The sequence below is a fragment of the Streptomyces sp. MMG1121 genome (assembly GCF_001280015.1).
Taxonomy (GTDB): domain Bacteria; phylum Actinomycetota; class Actinomycetes; order Streptomycetales; family Streptomycetaceae; genus Streptomyces.
The window spans coordinates 116,202-139,225 of record NZ_LGDV01000189.1; the positions used below are offsets into that span (position 1 = coordinate 116,202).

The 23,024-nt window shown below is 71.4% G+C and carries 19 protein-coding genes; 5 read left to right on the plus strand and 14 right to left on the minus strand.

The annotated features are described in order from the left end of the window. Positions 1 to 31 precede the first annotated feature (31 nt). The 5 genes from ADK64_RS19200 to ADK64_RS19220 all read right to left on the minus strand — a co-directional run bounded on the left by ADK64_RS19200 (position 32) and on the right by ADK64_RS19220 (position 4,854). Entirely contained in the window at positions 32 to 2,371 is a 2,340-nt protein-coding gene (locus ADK64_RS19200; RefSeq protein WP_053660577.1) for an FtsX-like permease family protein, read from the minus strand. Beyond that, positions 2,368 to 3,057, minus strand: a complete 690-nt coding sequence (locus ADK64_RS19205) for an ABC transporter ATP-binding protein (RefSeq protein ID WP_053660579.1) — start codon at positions 3,055 to 3,057, stop codon at positions 2,368 to 2,370. The genes ADK64_RS19200 and ADK64_RS19205 overlap by 4 nt, the downstream gene beginning before the upstream one ends. Beyond that, on the minus strand, positions 3,054 to 3,578 hold the full coding sequence (locus tag ADK64_RS19210) for a PadR family transcriptional regulator (protein WP_053660582.1): 525 nt from the start codon (positions 3,576 to 3,578) through the stop codon (positions 3,054 to 3,056). The genes ADK64_RS19205 and ADK64_RS19210 overlap by 4 nt, the downstream gene beginning before the upstream one ends. 116 nt (positions 3,579 to 3,694) lie before the next feature. Next, entirely contained in the window at positions 3,695 to 3,928 is a 234-nt protein-coding gene (locus tag ADK64_RS19215) for a hypothetical protein (RefSeq protein ID WP_053660584.1), read from the minus strand. After that, on the minus strand, positions 3,925 to 4,854 hold the full coding sequence (locus tag ADK64_RS19220; RefSeq protein ID WP_053660586.1) for an SPFH domain-containing protein: 930 nt from the start codon (positions 4,852 to 4,854) through the stop codon (positions 3,925 to 3,927). Before ADK64_RS19220 ends, ADK64_RS19215 begins: the two co-directional genes overlap by 4 nt. Before the next feature lie 225 nt (positions 4,855 to 5,079). Between ADK64_RS19220 and ADK64_RS19225 the strand changes: the two genes are divergently transcribed. After that, positions 5,080 to 7,419, plus strand: coding sequence for a transglycosylase domain-containing protein (locus ADK64_RS19225; protein WP_053660588.1), 2,340 nt, complete (start codon positions 5,080 to 5,082; stop codon positions 7,417 to 7,419). Between the two features lie 60 nt (positions 7,420 to 7,479). Here ADK64_RS19225 and ADK64_RS19230 read toward each other — a convergent pair whose 3' ends face one another. The 3 genes from ADK64_RS19230 to ADK64_RS19240 all read right to left on the minus strand — a co-directional run bounded on the left by ADK64_RS19230 (position 7,480) and on the right by ADK64_RS19240 (position 12,095). After that, positions 7,480 to 9,630, minus strand: coding sequence for a SpoIIE family protein phosphatase (locus ADK64_RS19230; RefSeq protein WP_053660589.1), 2,151 nt, complete (start codon positions 9,628 to 9,630; stop codon positions 7,480 to 7,482). A gap of 305 nt (positions 9,631 to 9,935) precedes the next feature. After that, entirely contained in the window at positions 9,936 to 10,625 is a 690-nt protein-coding gene (locus ADK64_RS19235) for a DUF402 domain-containing protein (protein WP_053660591.1), read from the minus strand. Positions 10,626 to 10,709: 84 nt separating this feature from the next. Then, the gene (locus tag ADK64_RS19240) at positions 10,710 to 12,095 is read right to left on the minus strand and encodes a class II fumarate hydratase (RefSeq protein WP_053660593.1); all 1,386 of its coding nucleotides are present in this window, start codon (positions 12,093 to 12,095) and stop codon (positions 10,710 to 10,712) included. Positions 12,096 to 12,175: 80 nt separating this feature from the next. Between ADK64_RS19240 and ADK64_RS19245 the strand changes: the two genes are divergently transcribed. Then, positions 12,176 to 13,081 carry a nucleotidyltransferase domain-containing protein gene (locus ADK64_RS19245; RefSeq protein ID WP_063789922.1) on the plus strand — a complete coding sequence of 302 codons (906 nt, stop codon included), beginning with the start codon at positions 12,176 to 12,178 and terminating at the stop codon, positions 13,079 to 13,081. A 5-nt stretch (positions 13,082 to 13,086) separates the two neighbouring features. Here the strand turns inward: ADK64_RS19245 and ADK64_RS19250 are convergent, their stop codons facing one another. Then, positions 13,087 to 14,448, minus strand: a complete 1,362-nt coding sequence (locus tag ADK64_RS19250) for a macro domain-containing protein (RefSeq protein WP_234384638.1) — start codon at positions 14,446 to 14,448, stop codon at positions 13,087 to 13,089. Positions 14,449 to 14,537: 89 nt separating this feature from the next. Between ADK64_RS19250 and ADK64_RS19255 the strand changes: the two genes are divergently transcribed. After that, entirely contained in the window at positions 14,538 to 15,452 is a 915-nt protein-coding gene (locus ADK64_RS19255; RefSeq protein ID WP_234384639.1) for a macro domain-containing protein, read from the plus strand. A 65-nt stretch (positions 15,453 to 15,517) separates the two neighbouring features. Here ADK64_RS19255 and ADK64_RS19260 read toward each other — a convergent pair whose 3' ends face one another. The 4 genes from ADK64_RS19260 to ADK64_RS19275 form a co-directional block, all read right to left on the minus strand. Then, entirely contained in the window at positions 15,518 to 16,267 is a 750-nt protein-coding gene (locus ADK64_RS19260) for a TIR domain-containing protein (protein ID WP_053660597.1), read from the minus strand. Continuing rightward, a complete protein-coding gene (locus tag ADK64_RS19265; RefSeq protein WP_053660599.1) occupies positions 16,264 to 17,835 on the minus strand; it encodes a hypothetical protein in 1,572 nt (523 codons plus the stop codon). Before ADK64_RS19265 ends, ADK64_RS19260 begins: the two co-directional genes overlap by 4 nt. Before the next feature lie 19 nt (positions 17,836 to 17,854). Next, the gene (locus tag ADK64_RS19270; protein WP_053660601.1) at positions 17,855 to 18,475 is read right to left on the minus strand and encodes a hypothetical protein; all 621 of its coding nucleotides are present in this window, start codon (positions 18,473 to 18,475) and stop codon (positions 17,855 to 17,857) included. Between the two features lie 186 nt (positions 18,476 to 18,661). Continuing rightward, positions 18,662 to 20,332: a fumarate hydratase gene (locus ADK64_RS19275; protein ID WP_053660603.1), complete on the minus strand. Its 1,671-nt coding sequence runs from the start codon at positions 20,330 to 20,332 to the stop codon at positions 18,662 to 18,664. Positions 20,333 to 20,543: 211 nt separating this feature from the next. On the opposite strand from ADK64_RS19275, the gene ADK64_RS19280 reads away from it, so the two are divergent. Together ADK64_RS19280 and ADK64_RS19285 are read left to right on the plus strand one after the other, a co-directional pair. Then, a complete protein-coding gene (locus tag ADK64_RS19280) occupies positions 20,544 to 21,275 on the plus strand; it encodes a DUF1707 SHOCT-like domain-containing protein (RefSeq protein WP_053660605.1) in 732 nt (243 codons plus the stop codon). Positions 21,276 to 21,428: 153 nt separating this feature from the next. Then, positions 21,429 to 21,806 carry a WhiB family transcriptional regulator gene (locus ADK64_RS19285; protein WP_078992722.1) on the plus strand — a complete coding sequence of 126 codons (378 nt, stop codon included), beginning with the start codon at positions 21,429 to 21,431 and terminating at the stop codon, positions 21,804 to 21,806. Between the two features lie 129 nt (positions 21,807 to 21,935). On the opposite strand, the gene glpX is transcribed toward ADK64_RS19285, so the two are convergent. After that, entirely contained in the window at positions 21,936 to 22,970 is a 1,035-nt protein-coding gene (gene glpX, locus ADK64_RS19290; RefSeq protein ID WP_053660609.1) for a class II fructose-bisphosphatase, read from the minus strand. Positions 22,971 to 23,024: the final 54 nt, after the last annotated feature.

The following is a 23,024-nucleotide window of genomic DNA, read 5'->3' on the forward strand; positions in this document are numbered from 1 at the left end:
CCCGGGGCCCGGGAGGCGGCGGCTGCGCCGCCTACTCCGTGCGCAGGCCCTCCGGGCGCATCATGCGGATCAGCGGCGGCAGGCTCAGTGCGGTGACCGTGAGGACCACCACCGCGCCGGCGCCGGTCATCGACAGCACGTCGGTCCAGTCCACGCCCACGGTCACGCCCACCATCCTCAGCAGTACCACGCCCAGCGTCAGACCGACGGCCGAGGCGAGCAGCAGGCCCAGGGTGATCGGGATCGCCGTCTGCCACAGCACCGACAGGCTCAGCGTGCGCCGCCGGGTGCCGAAGGCGACCAGCGACGACAGCAGCTTCCTGCGCTCGCGCAACTGCTCCAGTTGCGAGACCAGCAGGCTCGCGCCGATCAGCGCCAGCACACAGATGGCGCCGGCGAACGTACCGGTACGGATCGAGCTGAACTGCTTCGACCGCTGGGTGGACGTCCACACCATCGTGTCCGCCAACGGGTCGATCCGCGCGGCCGTGTTGCGGACGTGCTCCTCCACGTCCGGCACCGACTCGTTCACCGAGAGGAAGACGGCCCCGTGCAGCAGCCGGCTCATCCGCTCGGGCACGGCGGCCGGGGTCAGCAGCACACCGCTGTCCCGGGTTCCGCCGGGGCTGGTGATCGCGCTGACCTGCTTCAGGTGGCTCGGTACGGTCCACTGGACGTCCGGGCCCCGGCCCGTGCCGTTGACGGTGTCGATGTGCAGCGTGCGGCCCGGCCGGACGAGCTTCGTCACGTCCTCGTCGTTGTCCCCGCCCTTGGCCACGAAGGCGTCCCCGTCGTGGCAGGACGTCAGTCTGGCCACCTCGCGCAGGGCCTCGCAGGTGCCCACGGTCACGAGCGCCGTGCCCGTGGGGCCGCTCTGCCAGTCCCGGTCGCCCAGTTCGGTGCTGGCGAGCACGGTCGCCTTCCGTACCCCTTCGGTCGCGGAGAACTTCGCGGCGGCCGGGAGGAAGCCGGTGCCCTGCGACAGGTTGACCTGCATCTGGGTGCGTTCGGTGTTCTGGCCGGTGTTCTTGGTGTAATCGCCCTGGATGCCCGCGAACAGCATCTGCATGGCGATCGCCCCGGCCACCGCGACCGCGATGCCGTTCACCATGCGTGCCGCCGAGCCGCTGCTCAACTGCAGTCGGCGCACGGCCAGTTGCCAGGCGATCCCACCTCGGTGCAGCCGGGCCACCACGGCCTCGACGACCCACGGCAGCAGTGTCGTCACGCCGACGAGCAGCAGCAGGACGCCGCCGATCACCATGTAGGGGTTGAAGTCGCCGTTCGAACGGCCCTGGCCGATCATCGGGACGAGCAGCCCGAGGCCGCCCACCGGCAGCAGCAGCCGCCACCACAGCCGACGACGTGTGGGCTTGGCCGTACGGACCACGCCCAGCGGCTCGATGACCACTCCGCGCAGTGCGAGCAGCGTGACGAGCACCGCCGCTGCCGGCACGGCGACCGCGACCAGGGCGGCCAGCGCGGGGGAGGGGTTGAGGTAGCTGGGGAACACGCTGATGCCCACGACGTCGACCGAGCCCGCGAGCTGCCGGCCGAGCAGGAAGAAGACGGTGCCGAAGACCAGCCCGACCACCGCTCCTGCCAGCGCCTCGCCCGCCGCGATCCGCCGGGTCATCCGCGTGTCGGAGCCCACCAGCCGCAGCGCGGCCAACCGGCGGTCGCGCCGCTCGCCGCCGAACCGTACGGCGGTGGCGATGAACACCACGACCGGCATCAGCAGCACGGCGAAGACGACCAGCACCAGCAGGATCAGGACCGGGTCCATCGAGTTCGACGAGGTCGTTCCCTCCGGGTGCCCGAACGCGCTGATCCGGGCCGTCCGATAGCCGTCGATGCGCGCGGACAGGTTCTTCGCGCCGGCGTAGTAGGCCAGTTCCCGCGCGCCGACCAGGCCGCTCTCGCCGATCGTCCCGACGACCCGGTACGGCAGCCGCTCGCGCAGCAGCTTCCCGGCATCGGAGCCGAGCAGTTCCTTCAGCGCGGGGGAGACGACCATCTCGCCCGGTGCCGGGTACTTCGTCAGGCCCGGGGCGATCGGCGCTCGCGGGCCCTCGGGCTCCACCAGCCGGCCCCGGACGTCGTCGCCGTGGTACGTGGTGTCGGAGTCCGAGATCACCAGGGTGTTCGCGGCCTTGTGCCGCTGCGAGCCGTAGGTGTAGTCGAGACGGGCCTCGTCGCGGTCGTGCCGTACAGCCAGCGCGTTCGGGATCGCGGTCGTCAGCAGCAGCAGCGCCACGCCCAGGCCGACGCCGACCGCCGTCAGCAGCACCCGGATCCAGCCCTCGCGCCCGCCGGTGAAGGCGAACCGGACCCCCATGCCCAGATCCCTGGACCACTGACGGGCGTTCACAGGGCGCGCTCCATGTCCCGGGACTTGCCGTCGCGTACGACGATCTCGCGGTCGGAGTAGGCGGCCACCCGGACCTCGTGCGTGACGAGGACGACGGCCGCGTTGGAGGAGCGGGCCGCGTCGGTCAGCAGCTCCATCACACGCTCGCCGTTGAGGGAGTCCAGCGCGCCGGTCGGCTCGTCGGCGAAGACCACCCGGGGCCCGGTGACCAGCGCCCGCGCCACCGCGACGCGCTGGCCCTGGCCGCCGGAGACCTCACCGGGCCGCTTGCCCCCGAGGTCGTCCACCTCGAGCCGCTCCATCCAGGTCAGCGCGGCCCGCTCGGCCTGCTTGCGCGAGGTGCCGTTCAGCCGCAGCGGAAGGGCCACGTTCTCCACGCAGGTCAACTCGGGCACCAGCTGGCCGAACTGGAAGACGAACCCGAACTCGGAGCGCCTGAGGGCGCTGCGCTGGGCATCGCTCATCCCGGCCAGTTCCCGGCCGTCGTAGAGGATGGACCCGGAGTCGGGCGGCACGATGCCGGCGAGGCAGTGCAGCAGGGTCGACTTGCCGGAGCCGGAGGGGCCCATGACGGCGACGACCTCGCCGGGGTGGATGGAGAACTCGGCGCCGTCGAGCGCGACCGTGGGGCCGTAGACCTTGCGCAGGTTGTCGGCGGCGAGCAGGGAGCCGGCGGGAGGGGTCATCGGGCCACCTCCGCACGGAGCTTGTCCAGACGCGCGGCGGTCAGCTCCAGCCAGCGCAGGTCGGCCTCCAGGTGGAACAGCGCGTGGTCGCAGATCAGCTGGTCCGCGAGGTCGCCCTTGCGCTTGCGGTCGGTCAGGATCCGCATGCTGCGCAGGTGCTCGGAGCGCTGGGTGTCGAGGACGCCGGCCGCGTTCCGGTGGGTCAGCAGCGCGAGGACGACCTTGGTGTACAGGGTCGACTGGAGGTACTCCTCGGGCTTCTCCGGGGTGGCGAGCCAGCGCTCGACGTCGGTGATGCCGGCGTCGGTGATGGCGTACCGCTTGCGCTCGGGGCCGCCGCCGGCCTCGATGCCGTCGACTTCCACGAGGCCGTGTTTCAGCAGCCGGGACATCGTGGAGTAGACCTGGCCGTAGTGCAGCGGCCGGTCGTGACCGAACTTCTCGTCGAAGGCCCGCTTCAGGTCGTAGCCGTGGCGCGGGCCGGACTCCAGGAGCCCTAGGAGGGTGTGACCGATGGACATGCAGAGCACTCTACACACGGTGTATACGTGGTGTGTATACGCGGCGTGTGTAGATCATGGCGGGGTGTGCACGGGGGGTGTGACAGTGCAGGTGAGACGTGGGTGAGGGCCGATTGTCACGGTTCCGCGACAGGCGGGCGGCCTCGTCGCGGCAGGGGCCCCGTGTCCTTCGGCAGCCGTCCCGTCTCGGCCAGTGCCTTGCGCAGCAGGAACTCGATCTGCGCGTTGGCCGAGCGCAGCTCGTCCCCGGCCCAGCGGGCCAGCGCCTCGTACACCGACGGGTCCAGCCGCAGCAGCACCTGCTTGCGCTGCTGCGGCCGTCGCTTCGGGGTCTGCGAAGGGTCCGTCACTGGTAGAGCGTCCCGGTGTTGAGCACGGGCTGCGGGGCCCGGTCACCACACAGCACGACCATCAGGTTCGACACCATCGCCGCCTTCCGCTCCTCGTCCAGTTCCACGATGTCGCGCTCGGCGATCCGGGCGAGCGCGGCCTCCACCATGCCGACCGCGCCGTCCACGATCTGCCGGCGGGCCGCCACGACCGCACCGGCCTGCTGCCGCTGGAGCATCGCGGACGCGATCTCGGGAGCGTACGCGAGATGCGTGAAGCGCGACTCGATGATCCGCACGCCGGCCGCCTCCACCCGCGCCTGCAGCTCGACGGCCAGCTTCTCGGTGATCTCCTCGGCGTTGCCGCGCAGCGACAGGCCGTCCTCGTCATGGGCGTCGTAGGGGTACTCGATCGCGATGTGCCGCACGGCCGTCTCGGTCTGGGTGGCGACGAACTCGGTGAAGTCGTCCACCTCGAAGGTGGCCTGCGCGGTGTCCTGCACCTTCCAGACCACGACCGCGGCCAGCTCGATCGGGTTGCCGTAGGCGTCGTTGACCTTCAGTACGGCGGTCTCGTGGTTGCGCACCCGGGTGGAGATCCGGCTCCGCGAGGTGAAGGGGTTCACCCAGCGCAGCCCGTCCTGCCGGATCGTGCCCCGGTAGCGCCCGAAGAGCTGTACGACCCGGGCCTCGCCCGGCGCCACGGTGTTCAGCCCGCGCAGCGAGATGACCGCGGCGAGGAAGACGACGATCGCGGCGATGATCAGCCCGGCCTTGGCTCCGTCGGCGGAGACGGCCGAGGCGCCGGCGATCAGCGCGGCGGTGGCGCCGAGCCCGAGCAGGCCGAGCAGCAGGGCGAGCCCGCCGCCGATGCTGTGGGCGGTGAACTCCCGCACGCGTGGCGCGGGCATCTCCGGTACGTCGGGCGTGGAGTCGTTCGCGGTCATGGGCGATCCCCGTTCTGGTCGTGCTCACTTCGGTCTATCTAAGTGATATCACTTTTACTCCCGGAGTGGCCACCGAGGCAACCTCGCGGCCTCCAGATTCGTCGGTTCCCTTGGGGCGGGTGCTGATTGTCACGTCCGTAAAAGAACGGATCGGACGCCCTTTGTCATATAGACGGGTGTTAGCTTTCGGAGCTGACCCCGAGACGGAAGCGAGCGTAGGGACCGATGGGACGAGCGGAAGAGAGACGAGCGCGACAGCGCGGTGGCCGCCGCGCGGCGCCCAAGCGCCGCCGCTCCACGCCCACGGAGGCCGTCACCGGTTCGCCGTCCGCCCCGGCCGGCGGCAAGCCGCCCAAGGGCCGAATACGCAGGCTCTTCACCTGGAAGAAGATCGTCGGCACCTTCTTCGGCCTCGTGCTGCTCGTCGTCGGCGCCTTCGTCGCGCTGTACATGACGATCGACATCCCGGCGGGGAACGCCACCGCCCAGTTGCAGAGCAACATCTACAAGTACAGCGACGGCACGATCCTCGCCCGCACCGGCGAACTCAACCGGGAGAGCGTCGACCTCGCCGAAGTCCCCAAGGACGTCCAGCGCACCTTCGTCGCGGCCGAGAACAAGAGCTTCTACCAGGACTCCGGTGTCGACCTGAAGGGCACCGCCCGCGGTCTGCTCAACACCGCCATGGGACGCGGTACGCAGGGCGGTTCGACGATCACCCAGCAGTACGTCAAGAACTACTACCTGGACCAGAACCAGACCGTCACGCGCAAGCTGAAGGAACTGGTCATCTCGCTGAAGCTGGACCGCCAGAAGTCCAAGGACTACATCCTCGCGGGCTACATCAACACCAGCTACTACGGCCGCGGCGCCTACGGCATCCAGGCCGCCGCCCAGGCGTACTACCACAAGGACGCCAAGAACCTCACGGTCCAGGAGGGCGCCTACCTCGCGGCGCTCCTCCAGGCGCCGAACCAGTACGACTGGAGCCTCGCGACCGACACGGGCAAGAAGCTGGCGCAGGCCCGCTGGAACTACGTCCTGGACAACATGGTCAAGCAGCACTGGCTGGACGCGGGCAAGCGCCAGGCCATGCACTTCCCGGTGCCGAAGGGGCCCAAGGCGGCGCCCGGTATGAAGGGGCAGACCGGCTACCTGGTGGACGCGGCCAACGCGGCGCTGTACAAGCAGCTCGTGTCCCAGGGCGACGCCGCCACCGTCGGTGACGCCGAGGCGCTGGTGAAGAAGGGCGGCTGGACCGTCACCCTCAACATCGACAAGAAGAAGCAGAGCCGGCTGGAGCAGGCCGTCAAGGAACAGCTGACCAGCAAGCTGAACGCGAAGGCGCGTTCCGTCGACGCCGACGTCCAGCCCGGTGCCGTGTCCGTCGACCCGACGACCGGCAAGGTCCTCGCCATGTACGGCGGCACGGACTACTTCAAGCACTACACCAACAACGCCACCCGCCGTGACTACCAGCCCGCCTCCACCTTCAAACCGGTGATCCTCGCCGCCGCCCTGGACGGGGGCGCCACGACGCAGGACGGCCGGGTCATCACGGCGAACACGATCTACGACGGCACGAGCGGCCGGCAGGCCGTGGACCACGGCTCCAAGGTCGGCTTCGGCCCGCCCAACGAGGACGACCACGACTACGGCAACATCACCGTCCAGACGGCGATGAACCAGTCCGTCAACTCCGTCTTCGCGCAGATGGGCGTCGACGTGGGCATGGACAAGGTGATGGCCACGGCCGGCAAGCTCGGCATGGACACCAAGGGCATGGAGGCGGTCCCCGCGCAGACGCTGGGCTCCATGGGCGCGAGCCCGCTGGAGATGGCCGGCATCTACGCGACCCTCGACAACCACGGCAAGAAGGTCACCCCGACGATCATCAAGTCGGCCGAGCACAAGGACCGCACCGTCAACCTCCCGGACCCCGTCGGCGGCCAGGTGATCAGCCGGCAGGCCGCCGACACCGTCACCTCGGTGCTCACCGGCGTGGTCGACGACGGTACGGCCAGCCAGTCGGTGGCGGACAACCCGGCGCGCGACGGCCAGCAGGTCGCCGGCAAGACGGGTACGTCCGACAACAACAAGTCGGCCTGGTTCACCGGCTACACGCCCGGCCTGGTCACCTCGGTCGGCCTGTTCGGCGAGGACCACAAGTCCCACGCCCAGGTCCCGCTGACGGGCGCCACGGGCCTCATCCCGGGCAGCGGGCGGGTCGCCGGTGGTGGCTACCCGGCGAAGATCTGGGCCGCGTACACCTTCGACGCGATGGGCGACGTCAGCAAGTTCGACCTGGACACCACGCAGGGCGCGGCGGTCCAGCCGTCCTACACGCCGACGGTCCCCTCGACGCCGTCCAACACGCCGTCGCAGAGCCCGAGCAGCAAGCCGCCGACGTCCACGCCCCCGTCGCACACGCCGTCGCACACGCCGACCCAGTCGCCCACGCAGTCCCCGACCCAGTCGCCCACGCAGTCGCCGACGCAGACACCGACGGACGGCATCACGGACAATCCGCTCGATCCGGGCGGCGACCGTAACTTCGGCCAGTAGCAGCGCACATGCGAAGGGCGCCCGGGGACTCCCCGGGCGCCCTTCGCACACCGCCGGGCCTCAGCCCCGGTTCAGCTCGAACCAGACCACCTTGCCGGTGCTCAGCCGGGTCGCGCCCCAGCGCCGCGCCAGCTTGTTGACCAGGTACAGGCCGCGCCCGCCCTCGTCCGTGGCCCGGGCCTGCCGAAGCCGCGGCAGCTGCGGCACGTCGTCGCCGACCTCGCAGCGCAGCACATCGGTGCGCAGCAGCCGGAGTGTCACCGGCCGGGACGCGTACCGTACGGCGTTCGTCACGACCTCGCTGACCAGCAGCTCCACCGAGTCCGTCAGGTCCTCCAGGTCCCAGCGGGCGAGCGCGCGGCGGGCCAGCCGGCGGGCCTGGCCCGGCGCGGAGTCCTCCGGCTCCAGCCGCCAGTACGCCACATCGCTCGGCGCGATCCCGTCGAAGCGGGCCGCGAGCAGCGCGATGTCGTCGTCCCGGTCACCCGGCCCGAGCATGTCCAGCACCTCGTCGCACAGGGCTTCCAGCGGCGGCGGATGGTCCGGGCCGGTCAACTGGGCGGTGGCCGCGAGCTTCTCCCGCAGCTGCTCTATACCGGTCCACACGTCCCGCAGCCGGGACTCCACCAGGCCGTCGGTGTAGAGCAGCAGCGTGGCCCCGGCGGGCGCGTCCAGCTCGACGGCCTCGAAGTCGACCCCGCCGACCCCGATGGGCGCGCCCGGCGGCACCCGCAGCACCTCGGCCCGGCCGCCCAGGTGCAGCAGCACGGGCGGCGGATGGCCGGCGTTGGCGATCGTGATGCGGTGCGTGACCGGGTCGTAGACGGCGTACAGACAGGTCGCCATGCGGTCGGTGCCGAGCCGCTGCGCCTGCTCGTCCAGGTGGTGCAGCACCTCCTGCGGAGGCAGGTCGAGACCGGCCAGGGTCTGCGCGGTCGTGCGCAGCTGGCCCATGATGGCCGCCGACGTCATGGAATGGCCCATGACGTCACCGACGACCAGCGCGACGCGGCTGCCGGGCAGCGGGATCGCGTCGTACCAGTCGCCGCCGACCCGCGCCGTCTCGGCGGCCGGCAGATAGCGCGAGGCCAGCCGCACCCCGGTCGGGCGGGGCAGGGTCTCGGGCAGCATGGTGCGCTGCAGCTCGTCGGCGATGTAGGCCTCCCGGCCGTAGAGCACCGCCTTGTCGATGCCGAGCGCGCTGTGGGTGGCCAGCTGGGCCGCGACCAGCAGGTCGTCCGCCTCGAACGCCAGGCGCTCGGGGCGGCGCAGGAACAGGGCCGCGCCGATCACCCGGCGCCGGCCGCGCAGTGGGGCGAGGATCGCGTGCTGCCCGGACGGCACGAGCGCCTCGCTGCCGTCGCCGAGCAGTTCGGGCAGCGCGGAGCGGGCGGCGGGCGCGTCGGCGAACACCGGCCGTACCCCGCGCAGCACCTCGTTCAGCGCGCCGCCGGGGCGCACCTCGCACAGCTCGGTGGTGAGCGAGGACAGATCGGCCAGCGCGCTCGGCTCCGGCTCCGGGTCGAAGGCCGGCGGCAGCAGCACACCGTCGGTGTCCCGCTCCTCCGGTATCCGGTCGGTACGACGCAGCCGCAGCACCACCGGACCCGTGGGCCGCTCGTCGCCGACCGGCAGCGGGTCGCGCAGATAGACCAGGATCGCGTCCGAGAACGTCGGCACGGTGGCCCGGCACAGCCCCATCACGATCTCGTCGAGATCGAGGCCGCGCGCGATGCGCCGGGTGGCCGCGCCCACGAACCTGAGCCGGTCCCCGTCGCGCCGCATCGGCATCGGCCGGCCCGGCGGCAGTCCGCGGCCGGTACGGCGGTCCTGGCCGCCCTGCGCCCGCTCCTGCTCGGCACCGGGCTGTGGCGGAATGCCCTCCGGCGCCGGGCGGGGACGGTGCTCCCCCACGTTCGGCTTCGCTCGCGCGGGAGGTGTCCCCATGGGCTCCGCGGCGTCGGACTGGGAGTGCTCGGGGCCGTTGACTGGGGGCTCCTTCCCCTTGCCGACCGGGGGCTGGGTCCCCTTGCCGTCCTTTCCCTTGCCGCAGGGCGCGGCCGTCCCCGGTCCCGACGGCGGGCCGTCGGCCCGGGCCTGCACCGGTAAGGCGGGGTTGCCGGGCGACTTCTGGGTACGCAGGAGCGCCCCGCGGGCCTCCGCGGGGTCGGCGCCCTGGGGGCGCTCGAAGGAGGTGGGCTGCTCCGTCACGCGTGTCGCATCCATCCGTCCGGGGCTGCGCGCCGGGCGCGCAGTTGGTCCCGCAGAAATCCCGATACCCGCAATACGTGCCCCAGGAACGGAATTCCCGCGTGCTCAGAGGTTCTTCCTGTGTCACCGGCGAGGCCCGGCGGGCCGGCGGTGGTGGTGCCCTGGTGCCCCTCGCTCACGTCCTGCCGCCCCTCGGTGACGATCGATCAAGCCCGGCGCATGCTCCGGGAGTTGCTCTCACGCGCTCTTGCGCGCCCTTGCGGAGGACGATCCTACGTTTATTGCCCGGGGGCGCATCAAGGGTCTCATGAGGACACGTGCGCGGGCGTACGGTCCCAGTCCCCGGGCAGAGAAGGTACCGCCCAGGACGGATCCGGGCGCCAGTGCTGCCAGCCGTCCGAGAACGGCGGCCCCCAGGACTCGATGACCTCGACCGCCTCCCGGCCCGCCGCCCGCACCCGCTCGGCGGTCGACGCGTCCATCAGCCCGTCCCGCTGGGCCTGCGCGAACTCGTCCTCGTCGCGCCAGTGCCAGCTGCCGTCCGGGTGCACGGAGATGTCCAGGAAGTAGTCCTCGGAGTCCACCCCGCCCGCCCAACGGACCAGCGGCTGTTCGAGGTTGACGTACCAGTTCTTGAACCGCCAGCCCGGATCCCAGAACAGCCACACCGACCAGGGCCGGCCGGGCTGGGCGAGCTTCAGCACGCCCGTGCCGAACCAGTGGTCCCGCTGCACCGTACGCGGCTTGGTGTAGCGGGACTCCAGCGGTTCGAGATGGACGGGCGTACCGTCGGCCAGGGCCGGCTTCACGCAGTCGGTGCCGGGCGCCAGCCACACGGCGAGCAGGTCCGCGTCGTCGCGTACGACGGTGACGGGCCGGGCGATGTGGACGTGCTCGCCCGCGTTCTCCCGGTAGCGCCACAGGATCGGGGTCCCGGGGGTCCAGTAACTCGCAGGTCCCGCTGCCGCGCGTCTCATCGCTCCGCCGTCCGTCATGGACAGATATTAGGTGCCGTGGGCACACGACGCTGCGGTGCACGTCACGGTGGTGTGCCGGTGGCCGGAAAGGTTCGCTCGCGGTTACGGGCGCGTCATCCGCAGGACATCCAGCGCCTCGTCGAGCTGTTCCAGGGTCAGGTCGCCGCGCTCGACGTACCCGCTCTCCAGCACCACGTCCCGGATCGTCCTCCGTTCGGCGAGGGACTTCTTGGCGACCTTCGCGGCCTCCTCGTAGCCGATGTACTTGTTGAGCGGGGTGACCACGGAGGGCGACGACTCGGCGTACTCGCGGGCCCGTTCGCGGTCGGCGGTGACGCCGTCGATGGTCCGGTCGGCCAGCAGCCGGGAGACGTTGGCGAGCAGCCGGACCGACTCCAGGACGTTCTTGGCGATGACCGGGAGCATGACGTTCAGCTCGAAGTTGCCGGCGGCTCCGGCGGTGGTGATGGTGGCGTCGTTGCCGATGACCTGGGCGGCGACCATCAACACGGCCTCGGGCACGACCGGGTTGACCTTGCCGGGCATGATGGACGACCCGGGCTGGAGGTCGGGCAGCCGGATCTCGGCGAGTCCGGTCCTGGGTCCCGACGCCATCCAGCGCAGATCGTTGGCGATCTTCGTCAGCCCTACGGCGATGGTCCGCAACTGCCCGCTGATCTCCACGACCCCGTCCCGGGCCCCCTGCGCCTCGAAGTGGTCGCGGGCCTCGGTGAGCGGCAGCCCGGTGGCCCGGGCGACCTCCTCGATCACGGCGGCGGAGAACCCGGGCGGGGTGTTGATCCCGGTCCCGACCGCCGTACCGCCGAGCGGCAGCTCGGCCAGCCGCGGCAGGGAGGCCCTCAGCCGCTCGATCCCGTACCGCACCTGGGCCGCGTACCCGCCGAACTCCTGGCCGAGGGTCACGGGCGTGGCATCCATCAGATGCGTCCGCCCGGACTTCACGACATCGGCGAACTCCTCGGACTTGCGGGTCAGGGACGCGGCGAGGTGCTCCAGCGCGGGGATCAGGTCGTGGGTGACGGCGCCGGTGGCGGCGATGTGGAGGGACGACGGGAAGACGTCGTTGGACGACTGGGAGGCGTTGACGTGGTCGTTGGGGTGCACATCCCGCCCGAGCCGCTCGCCGGCCAGCGTCGCGATGACCTCGTTGGCATTCATGTTGGACGAGGTCCCGGACCCGGTCTGGAACACGTCCACCGGGAAGTGCTCGTCCCACTGTCCCGCGGCGACCTCCCCGGCCGCCTCCTCGATGGCCTGCGCGACGTCCTTGTCCAACACCCCGAGCCGGGCGTTCACCTTCGCGGCCGCCGCCTTGATCCGTGCCAGCGCCTCGATGTGCGCCCGCTCGATCCGCTGCCCGGACACCGGAAAGTTCTCCACGGCCCGCTGCGTCTGCGCCCGCCACTTGGCCTGCGCCGGGACCCGGACCTCGCCCATGGAGTCGTGCTCGATGCGGTATTCGCTCATGTCCGGTACAGCGGTCCAGGGGGTGGGGTTGTTCCGGGGTTGGGCCGGGTGGGTGGGCGCGTCGTCGGCACACTGTGCCGATGAATTACCTGACGATCGCCCGGGACCTGGTGCGGAACCGTTTCCCCGGGGCCAGGGCCGCGTTCCTCGCCGGAAGCATCCTGACCGACCGCCGTACGCCCACCTCCGACCTCGACATCGTGGTGCTGCTCACCGGGCCACCCGCCCCCTTCCGGGAGAGCCTCGTCCACGAGGGCCGGCCGGTGGAGCTGTTCGTGCAGACCGAGGCCGACTGGCGGGGGTTCGCGGCCCGGGAGAGCGCCGAGCGCAAGTCGCCGTTGCTGGCCATGTGCGCGGACGGGGTGCTGCTGGCCGACGCGGACGGCCTGGGGGCGGCGTTGCAGGCCGAGCCACGGGAGCGGCTGGCCGCCGGGCCGCCCGCGGTGCCTGCCGCCGAGCTGGAGGACCGGCGCTACGAGCTGACCGACGCCCTGGACGACTTCCGCGGCTGCGCCGACCCGCTGGAGCGCACCTATCTGGTGGCCGACCTGCTACGGCGCGCCTCCGAGCTGGCGCTGCTGGCGGGCGGGCACTGGCTGGGCGGCGGCAAGTGGCTCTCCCGACGCCTGGCCGAGGCCGAGCCCGGTCTGCACAGCCGCCTGACCGGGGGCGCGACCGAGGCGATCACGGGGACGCCCGAGGGGGCAGACGTGTTCATGAACGCGGTGGGGGAGGCGCTGGCGCTGGCTGGGGGGCCGTTGTGGGCCGGGTACCAGCGGGGGTGGGGGGATGGCGTACGGGGCCCCGGCCGGCGGACCCGGCCCCTGCCCCCTGACGCGGGGTTCCCGCCGGCCGGCAGGCCCGTGCCGACGGGGCGGCCCCGAAGGCGGTCATGGGGGACGCGGAACCCGGGCGGATCGGAAGCGTTCCGGAAGCGGCAGACGGCTGTCGGCGGAAGCGGGAGCGGACCTTTGCTGGGGGAGTGAACAGATCAAGGCACCGTGGCCGGCGGGGAGGCCGGCCCGCGCTCGTCCACGCCGCGCAGGAACGCCTCGACCGCCGAGAGGTCGGTGCGTTCCAGATCGTCGGCGCGGATGACGATGCGCAGCTCCGGGGAGACCGCGGGATCCTGCCGGAGGCTCTGGGTGAAGGTCTCCACGATCAGCAGCACGAGCTGGGTGCGGTCCAGTTCGACGATGCGGGACAGACCCGCGCCGATCAGCGGTATCGCCACCGGCTTGAACAGCCCGTGCAGGGCCACCGACGGCCACAGCCGCTCCAGGCTCAGACGCAGGTCCGCCGGGCCGGACCGGGCGCGCAGATCGTTGCCCAGACGGGAGTAGGCCACGGCGAAGACCCGGCGTCGGCCGACGGGCACCGCCACCACCGTACCGATGGGAAAGCGGGTACGCCGACCGCGCCGTTTCCCCCGGGCGCTCTCCGTGGACAGCGGGGTGAACTCCCCCAGACCGCGCCGCAGCACGGCGTCCAGGAGCCGGTGCCGGCCCTCGAAGAGACGCTCGACCAGCTGGCCCTGCACGCTCTCCCGGCTGATCACGACATCGTCGGCGAAGGTGTCGAACGTGTCGGAGAACCCCACGACCAGATTGGCGTCCGCCTGGTCGAACAGGTCGCCGCGCACCACGACGACGTCCACCCGCAGCCCCCGCAGGGTGTGCCGCAGCAGTTCGGCGCCGTGCCGCTCGCGCAGCCGGGCGTTCAGGCGGGTGAGGACGGCGGCGGCCTCGGGGTCGTCGGGCCGCTCCAGGACCGTCTGTTCGGCCACCGGCAGAGCGAGGTCGTAGCGGCCCAGCGCGATGTGACCGCCCACCAGTTCCCGCAGCGCGGTCTCCCGGAGCTGGGCCAGCCGCCGGACCGGCGCGCTCGCGAACTCCTCGTCGTGCACCTCGGCCAGCGGCCGGCCGCGCCACAGCCGCAGCGCGTCCGCGAGCAGCCGGACGGCCGAGGCAGGTGCCGCGTGCAGCGCGTCGCCGACCAGGCGGACGAACTCCGTGCTGTCCAACTCGCCTGCCGCGAGATCCAGTTGATAGGTGCTCTGCGCGCCGCGTGCGGACGGCAGCTGCCCGGTACGGATGATCCGGGCGCCGTGACCCGGCCCGGCGAGGTCGAACGCACGCCGCAGCTCCAGGATCCGCTTCTGCACCTCGTTGCGGTTGCGCACCTCCTGGCGCGGCAGTTCGACGGTCTGCTGCCACACGTCCCGGTACAGCCGGCGCGCGGTCACGGCCTCGCCCTGGGCCGCGACCAGACGGACCAGCAGCCGGGCCGTCAGCGGCGTGAGGCGTACCGGAGTGCCGTTCACGTCCAGCCGTACGGGGCCCAGGACGCTCACGCGAACGCACGAGGTGCCGGTCTGCACGCGCTTCGCCCCCTCCGCCGCGTGACTGTGCGTCAGCGTACCAAGGGGGCCCGGAGGGCAGCATGCGATTGACCGGTTCGCCCCCGTCGCCGCGCACCTGGCGATTCCGGGTTCCGTGGTCACGGCGCGGGCAGCGGATGTTCGCGGGCAGCGTGCTGGCGGCCTTCGGCGCCGTCTCGGCCGTCGTGCAGTTCGTCGGGCAGCTGTTCCCGGGTGCCGTGTCCCGGCCCGGACCGGTCCTGGCCGGCTCCGTCGCCCTGTGCCTGGCCTGGGGAATCGCCCGGGCACGGCCCCAGTCCGCGGTGCGGCAGGAGTTCGGGCGCCCCGGTATGACGGTGGTGGTCGAGGAGGGCGACCTCTTCGACCGGCCGGGCCACCTGGTGGTGGGGTTCACCGACACCTTCGACACCCTCGTGGACGGCGGTGTCGTCATCAACGACGAAAGCGTGCAGGGACAGTTGCTGGCCCGTCGCTACGCGGGCGACGCCCGGCGACTGGACGCGGAGCTGGCCGCCGCGCTGGACGGGGCGGCCCCGGTGAGACGGGAGCGGGCGCGGGACAAGCCGCGAGGCAAGCGCGACCGGTATCCGGTCGGGACCGTCGCCGTCCTCGGCGAGCGGCCACGGCTGGTCTTCGCCGTCGCCTACAGCCGGATGGGCAACGACTGCGTGGCCTCCTCCAGCGTCCACGACCTGTGGTTCGGCCTGGACCGGCTGTGGGACGCGGTCCACCGCCATGCCCAACTGGAGCGCGTCACCATGCCGTTGACGGGCGCCGGGCTGGCCCGGCTGCACGATCTCGACGAGGACAGCCTGCTGCGGCTGATCCTGCTGTCGTTCGTCGCGCACTCGTGGGAGCGGCTGGTCTGCCGCGAACTGCGGGTGGTGGTCCGCCGGGGGGAGCTGGGGGGGATCGGCCTGCCGGAGCCTGGCGGGTTGCTGGCTGGTCTGGCGGGGGGTGCCCGCCGTCACGTGTGACGCCGGGCACCCGCCAGGGGAGCGGTACGGGCCCCTCCCCCTGTCATCGGGCCCGTACCGCGGCTTCAGCGGGTCGGCGGCACGCCTCGCCCCGTGCGGGCGTACGCCGACAGATGGCGGTACGGCCAGGTCTGGCGCCAGTCGGAGCCGGTGTCGTTGACCTTGCAGCCGGCCAGCTTCAGCCGTTCGACGATCTTGCCCAGGGCGGTCGCCGAGCCGTCGAACCGGATGACGTTCATGCCCCCGATGTCGGAGATGGTGCGCAGCGCGCCGATCTCCACCAGCAGCGTGCGCTCCGGGCAGGCCATCAGCAGCATGCCCAGTTCGATCAGCACGTTCGGCCGGGGCTGACCGGTCGGCTCGGTCTCGTAGGGCGGCTCGTTCGTGCCCCGCAGCTCCGGATGCAGCTGGACGACGTCGTCCGGGGTGAGCAGGACCAGCGCCGCCTGGGCCTGCGCGGGGGCCTGCGCGATGACCTCGCCGAGAAACGGCGCCGTCTTCCCGGTCGCTCTGACCAGGTCCTCCCACTCCAGCGGACGCAGATCGAGCAGGCGCAGCAGGTCGAACACCTTCATCCGCGCCTCCTCGTCCCGTCCGTGGACGACGAAGACGTTGCGGCCGCGGTCCGGGGCGGGACCGGTGCCGCCCTGGAACCGGCCCGGGTGAGCGGTGGCCGGGGCGGTGGCGGCCGGGGGTGTGGCGGCGGGGTCAGCGGTGGCCGGGGCGCCGCCGTGGAAGTTCTGCGTCCCCGAGTTGACCGTGCCCGTGTTGCTGTTCACGAAGTTGTTGTTGTGCCCGTAGTCGCCGCCGGTCATGAGGGTCCCCCTCCCTGCCCGCCGTCGGAGCCGCGCTGGATGTTCTGCGTCCCCGAGTTGACGGTGCCGCTGTTCTCGTTCACGAAGCTGTTGTTGCGCCCGTAGTCGTTGAGGATGTTCGTCTGCCGGGCCTCGTGCTCCGCCACGTCCACGTTGTGCTCGTGCAGGAAGTCACGGACGACCTGGAGCAGCTGGCGCTCCACGATCTGCGTGTACTTGATCGTGTCCGTCTCCTGGAAGAAGACGTGGAAGCCGGCGCTGGTCGCCATCTCCCGGATGCTGGTGAGCGCCCCGCGGTTCAGCACGGTGTCCGCGTAGCGGCCGAGGCGGAACTCACTGGTGTCGGGCGCCTGGAGCACCCGGATCCGGGTCGTGTTCCCCCACCGGGGCAGGACGTCGGCCAGCCGGGTGACGAAGGCGCGCAGAGCGGCCTCGGGCGTACCGCGCAGGGTGTGCCACGCGACCCTGAGCAGCAGCCGGCCGTCCAGGGCGGCGGGCAGCCGGTCCACCAGGTGGAAGCTCGCCCGGATCGGCGCCAGCACGTACGAGTAGAACTCGGTGTGAAGGGTGTTCCCCTTGAGGTCGAAGCCGACGAAGGCCGTGGTGACCAGCTCCTGGTTCCACGAGCCCACCCGGACGCACAGGTACGTGCGCTGCGCGTCGTAGCCGTCCGCCCAGTGGCCGTCGCGGTCGTCCCGCTCCGGCTCCCGCACACCGAGACGCGTCGTGACGGCCGTGGTGAACGTGCTCCGCTCGACGGCGAGCCCGTCGATCCGCTCCGAACGGCGTGCCTGGTCGCGCAGTTGCGCGGTCATGCGCTCGGCGACGCAGGCGGTGATCTCCTCGGCGGTGAAGGCGACGACCTCCTTCCGTTTCGGCTCCCGGCCGCTCGCGGTGGCGGCCGGGGGTATGCCGGGTACGCGCTGGTGCTCGAACGTGGTGGCCGGGGCTCCGATCAGCAGCTCGGCGGTGGACCAGCGCCGCACCGGCTCGCCCGCGCCGACGAACGGTTTGTAGCCGCCGTAGCGGACCAGACTGCCGTCCGACGTCTGCTCCCGGTCGATCTTGGCCACCAACTCGGCCGTCAGCAGGGGGTGTTCGGGATAGGAGCCGTCGAACCCGCTCGTCCGGCCCGCCGCGTCGGTACGGCCGCGCAGCCGGGCTGTCAGGGTCTGCAGGGTGACGACCCGGCGCAGATACGCGGTGACCCACACCAGCCACAGGGCCGTCAGCCACCCGGCGACCGCGTTCAGGACGCCGACGCCCATGAGGACGAACGTGACGACCAGGCCCGCACCGAGAACGGCCAGCCGGGCGCGGTGCAGCCGGCGTGCCGCCAGGGCGTGCGCGAGCACGGGAACCGCGTCGTACCCGTACGACGGTGCCACCACCCGGAACCGGTGGGTCAGCAGCTCGCGGATGACGGTGGCGCGGTACACCGGGTCGAGATAGGTGCCGGCGCACAGCAGCCGGGTGGCGTCGCTCGTGCCGTCCGAGGGCGGGCGGTCCGGGGACGGACCGGTCGGCTCCGGCGGTGGAGCGGGGAGGGAAAGGATGTCACTCGCCATGTTCTTTGCTCCGCTCTGCTCAGCCGGTAGGGGTCACCGAGGCGTCGGTGATGACCCCGTCCACCACCGTGTACCGGCCGCTGTACGACTTCTGTGTGCCGTCCGTCTGCGTGGCGACCAGGCTCACCGAGACGGTCGTGCCGTCGACGGAGCCGACGGTGACGTCGTCCCGCTCGGTCGTGCCGAAGCCCGAGACGAACGCGGAGTGGGACGAGTCGAGGTTCTTGCCGCCGAGGTTCCAGGCGGTACGGAAATCACGGTCGTTGATGGCCGTGAAGTAGTCGTCGACGGTCGTGGCGGGATCGTCCGCACCTGCTGGGCCCGTCGCGCTCCCGGTGTCGGCCGGGCTCGGGGAGAGGTCGGTGCCGGAGGTGGGTGCCGTGGTGGCGTCCGGCGTCACCGGATCCGTGGCGGAGGCCTCGGACGAGGGCTGGTAGGAGGGCTGGGCGGAGGGCTGGTACGAGTAGCCGCCCTGACCGTCCACGGCGGTGCCCCCGGATCCGGCGCCGTCCGAGGCGAGTCGGGGCACGAAGCCGGCCAGCAGGATCAGCAGAAGCGGGACACCGGCGATGATCAGCGCGTACGTCCGCTCCTGGCCGGCAGCGGGTAACAGGCTCGGCGGCCTGTGGGTGTGGTCCATGGTTCCTCGCAGCTCCCGGCAGACCGCCGGGTCTCGCGCGTCTCTTCGGTACGAACGCAGCCACCTTGCCCGACAACCACCGGGCTGGAGCCGGTTTCACCGCTTCCGATGCGCTTCCGATCCGGGCCCCAACGCACGGGAGCCCCCGGCCGCCGGCCGGGGGCTCCTCGGGTGGTCCACGACGGGTCAGGCGAGGCCGGGACCCCGCACCGGGATCGAGGTGAACGTCGGCTGGGGGGCCGGGTCCTGGAAGAAGTCGTTGCCCTTGTCGTCCACGACGATGAACGCCGGGAAGTCCTCGACCTCGATCTTCCAGACGGCCTCCATGCCCAGCTCCTCGTACTCCAGGACCTCGACCTTCTTGATGCAGTCCTGGGCGAGACGGGCGGCGGGGCCGCCGATGGAGCCGAGGTAGAAACCGCCGTGGGCGTCGCACGCGTCGGTGACCTGCTTGCTGCGGTTGCCCTTCGCGAGCATCACCTTGGAGCCGCCCGCCGCCTGGAACTGCTCCACGTAGGAGTCCATGCGGCCGGCCGTCGTCGGACCGAAGGAACCGGAGGCGTAGCCCTCGGGGGTCTTCGCCGGACCCGCGTAGTACACCGGGTGGTCCTTCAGGTACTGCGGCATCTCCTCGCCCGCGTCCAGCCGCTCCTTGATCTTGGCGTGCGCGATGTCACGGGCCACGACCAGCGGGCCGGTGAGGGACAGCCGGGTCTTGACCGGGTACTTGGTCAGCTCGGCGAGGATCGTGTCCATCGGCTGGTTCAGGTCGATCTTCACCACGTCCGAGGACTCGTCCAGGTGCTCGTCGGTCGTCTCCGGCAGGAAGCGCGCCGGGTCGGTCTCCAGCTGCTCCAGGAAGACACCCTCGGCGGTGATCTTCGCGACGGCCTGGCGGTCGGCCGAGCAGGAGACGGCGATCGCGACCGGGCAGGACGCGCCGTGCCGCGGCAGCCGGACCACGCGGACGTCGTGGCAGAAGTACTTGCCGCCGAACTGCGCGCCGATACCGATCTTCTGCGTCAGCTCGAAGACCTTCTGCTCCAGCTCCTTGTCCCGGAACCCGTGGCCCAGCTCCGAACCCTCGGCCGGGATCTCGTCCAGGTAGTGCGCGGAGGCGTACTTCGCGGTCTTCAGCGCGTACTCGGCGCTCGTACCGCCGACGACGATCGCCAGGTGGTACGGCGGGCAGGCGGCCGTACCCAGCGAACGGATCTTCTCCTCCAGGAACTTCATCATGGAGGCCTCGTTCAGGACCGCCTTCGTCTCCTGGTAGAGGAAGGACTTGTTGGCGCTTCCGCCGCCCTTCGCCATGAACAGGAACTTGTAGGCGCCGCCGTCCGTCGCGTACAGCTCGATCTGTGCCGGCAGGTTGGAGCCGGTGTTCTTCTCCTCCCACATGGTGAGCGGAGCCATCTGCGAGTAGCGCAGGTTGAGGTTCAGGTACGCGTCGTAGATGCCGCGCGAGAGGGCCGCCTCGTCGCCGCCCTCGGTCAGCACGTTCTGGCCGCGCTTGCCCATGACGATCGCCGTGCCGGTGTCCTGGCACATCGGCAGCACGCCCGCCGCCGCGATGTTCGCGTTCTTCAGCAGGTCCAGCGCGACGAACTTGTCGTTGTTCGACGCCTCGGGGTCGTCGATGATGCGTCGCAGCTGGGCCAGGTGCGCGGGCCGCAGGTAGTGCTGGATGTCGTGGATGGCCTCCTCGGCCAGCTTGCGCAGCGCCTCCGGCTCCACCGTGAGGAACGTCCGCCCGTCCGGTCCCTCGACGGTGGACACGCCCTCGGAGGTCACCAGCCGGTACGGGGTGGTGTCCTCTCCCTGGGGGAGCAGATCGGTGTACGCGAACTCAGGCATCTCAGCCCATTCCTCACTGTGACGGACGGCCGCCCGCCGACGCTGGCGGGCTCCACCAGCGTAGAACCTGCCACCGACACGGAACCTGTGAGGTAAGGCTCAGTACGTGTGAGGTGGGGCTCAGCACGTGTGAGGTGGGGCTCAGCGGCGACACGCCCGGAGTTGTCCACACCCCTAGTCGCGATCTATCGCGTTTCGGTACCCTGCTCCCGTGGACCTTCAGAAGCCCGCCCGAACCCAGGACGCCGCACCGAGCGTCACCGAACTGCGCGCCTCGGACGCCGACCGCGACCGGGTCGCCGACATCCTGCGCGAGGCCCTCGCCGAGGGCCGGCTGACCGCCGACGAGCACGCCGAGCGCGTCGAGGGAGTGCTGCACGCCAAGACGGTGGGTGACCTGGAGGTCTTCATCCGGGACCTGCCCGCCGCCCACCAGCAGGCCGCGCGCGCCTACGAGCCCGTTCCGCCCCGCCCCGCCCCGGGCGCGATACCGCAGGAGGCGGACGCCAACGTGGTCGCCGTCTTCAGCAGCGCCGTGCGCCGTGGCCGCTGGCGCGCCGGGCGCCGACTGCATGCGTACTCGGTCTTCGGCAGCGTCGAGATCGACCTCAGCGAGGCGATCTTCGAGTACCAGCAGGTCGTGATCAAGGCCGTCTCGGTCTTCGGCGACGTCCAGATCCGCGTCCCGGAGAACGTGTCGCTGCGCGGCACCGGCGGCGGCGTCCTCGGCAACTTCGAGGTGGACACGCTGGACTCGGTCGACGACGACGCCCCCGTGGTCTACGTCGACGGCTGGGCCGTCCTCGGCAACGTGGAGGCGCGGCCCAAGCGCGGCAAGCGCATAGGCGACATCCTGGACCGGGTCCAGGGCAGGGTCGACCGGAAGCTGGAGCGGGTTCAGGACAAGGTCGACAGGAAGCTGCGCAAACACCTGGACCGTTGACAGTCGCGAATCGGCCCTCCCGCGCGGCGAGCCCGGGGGCGTGAACGAGCCGCCGCACGCCCGCTGTTGGGAACGCAGTGCATAGGCACGCGCACAGCGGGTAGGCCTTGCTGCATCGTCTCTCGCTCGCGAAGCCGTCGTCAGGAGTAGACCGTGCTGCAACCGCCGCATTCGTCCCTGCAGGTCGCTGCCGTTCCGGCCCAGCGGGTGCCAGTGCGAGACAGGGACCAAGACGCACCCTGGCACACCGAGGCGGTGTGCCGGCGTGACGAGGCCGGCCTGTTCTTCGCGCCGTCGAAGGAGCCGACCGCCGCACGGCTGTCCCGGGAGGAAGCGGCCAAGCGTGTCTGTGCCCGCTGCCCGGTGATGGTCGAGTGTCGCGAACACGCCCTGCTCCAGCCCGAGCCGTACGGCGTCTGGGGCGGCCTCACGGCAGCGGAACGCCGCGTGGTCCTGGCCCGGCGCCGGCGCAGGGAGATGGAACTGAAGAAGGCGACAAGGACGGCGACGCCGGACCGCATGGCGGGCTGAGCGCCCCGAAGGGGCGCGGGGCCGCGTTCGATGTGCGGCTCCGCCGCGTGGGCGCGACCGTCCGCGGGCGACCCGCACTCGCCCGCGGACGCGCAGCCCCCTGCCCTCAGGTGCTGCCGGCCGACGGAACTACTTGGCCTTGTCGAAGTCGATCGCGCTGTAGGCCCGCAGCTTGCTCAGCCGGTGCTCGGAGTAGATCCTCCGCACCGTTCCCGACTTCGACCGCATCACGATCGACTCGGTCAGCGCGGTCTCCGACCGGTACTGGACCCCCCGCAGCAGTTCCCCGTCGGTGATGCCGGTCGCCACGAAGAACACGTTCTCCCCGGACACCAGGTCGTCGGTCGTCAGCACCCGGTCCAGATCGTGCCCGGCGTCGATCGCCCGCTGACGCTCCGCGTCGTCCTTCGGCCACAGCTTGCCCTGGATGGTGCCGCCGAGGCACTTCACGGCACAGGCCGAGATGATGCCCTCGGGGGTACCGCCGATGCCGAGCAGCAGGTCGACGCCGGTGCCCTCGCGCAGCGCGTACACCGAGCCGGCGACATCGCCGTCGGAGATCAGCTTGATGCGCGCGCCGGCCTCCCGGACCTCCTTGATCAGGCCCTCGTGCCGCGGCCGGTCGAGGATGACGACGGTGACGTCCTCGGGCGCGGACCGCTTGGCCTTGGCGATGCGCCGGATGTTCACGCCGACCGGCGCGTCGATGTCGACGAAGTCCGCGGCCTCGGGGCCGGTGACCAGCTTGTCCATGTAGAACACGGCGGACGGGTCGAACATGGCGCCGCGCTCGGCGGCGGCCAGGACGGCGATCGCGTTCGGCATGCCCTTGGCCGTCAGCGTGGTGCCGTCGATGGGGTCGACGGCGATGTCGACCTCGGGACCGGTGCCGTCGCCCACGCGCTCTCCGTTGAAGAGCATCGGGGCCTCGTCCTTCTCGCCCTCGCCGATGACGACGACGCCGTTCATCGACACGGTGGAGACGAGGGTCCGCATGGCGCGCACCGCGGCACCGTCGGCGCCGATCTTGTCACCACGCCCCACCCAGCGGCCCGCGGCCATGGCGGCGGCTTCGGTCACCCGGACGAGCTCCAGGGCGAGGTTGCGGTCGGGAGCCTCGGAGGGAACATCGAGCTCGGACGGAAGATGATGATTTTCGGTCATCGGAGCGCACCTTTCTGATACGACGACGGCCGGATGAGGGTGTTGGCCACGACT

Coding starts and splice junctions, on each gene's coding strand:
- glpX (WP_053660609.1), bottom strand. CDS start 22,970: ATGACCGAAAATCATCATCTTCCGTCCGAGCTCGATGTTCCCTCCGAG.
- ADK64_RS19265 (WP_053660599.1), bottom strand. CDS start 17,835: ATGGCGAGTGACATCCTTTCCCTCCCCGCTCCACCGCCGGAGCCGACC.
- ADK64_RS19260 (WP_053660597.1), bottom strand. CDS start 16,267: ATGACCGGCGGCGACTACGGGCACAACAACAACTTCGTGAACAGCAAC.
- ADK64_RS19220 (WP_053660586.1), bottom strand. CDS start 4,854: ATGACCGCGAACGACTCCACGCCCGACGTACCGGAGATGCCCGCGCCA.
- ADK64_RS19240 (WP_053660593.1), bottom strand. CDS start 12,095: ATGAGCGAATACCGCATCGAGCACGACTCCATGGGCGAGGTCCGGGTC.
- ADK64_RS19275 (WP_053660603.1), bottom strand. CDS start 20,332: ATGCCTGAGTTCGCGTACACCGATCTGCTCCCCCAGGGAGAGGACACC.
- ADK64_RS19235 (WP_053660591.1), bottom strand. CDS start 10,625: ATGACGGACGGCGGAGCGATGAGACGCGCGGCAGCGGGACCTGCGAGT.
- ADK64_RS19205 (WP_053660579.1), bottom strand. CDS start 3,057: ATGACCCCTCCCGCCGGCTCCCTGCTCGCCGCCGACAACCTGCGCAAG.
- ADK64_RS19225 (WP_053660588.1), top strand. CDS start 5,080: ATGGGACGAGCGGAAGAGAGACGAGCGCGACAGCGCGGTGGCCGCCGC.
- ADK64_RS19210 (WP_053660582.1), bottom strand. CDS start 3,578: ATGTCCATCGGTCACACCCTCCTAGGGCTCCTGGAGTCCGGCCCGCGC.
- ADK64_RS19245 (WP_063789922.1), top strand. CDS start 12,176: ATGAATTACCTGACGATCGCCCGGGACCTGGTGCGGAACCGTTTCCCC.
- ADK64_RS19255 (WP_234384639.1), top strand. CDS start 14,538: ATGCGATTGACCGGTTCGCCCCCGTCGCCGCGCACCTGGCGATTCCGG.
- ADK64_RS19270 (WP_053660601.1), bottom strand. CDS start 18,475: ATGGACCACACCCACAGGCCGCCGAGCCTGTTACCCGCTGCCGGCCAG.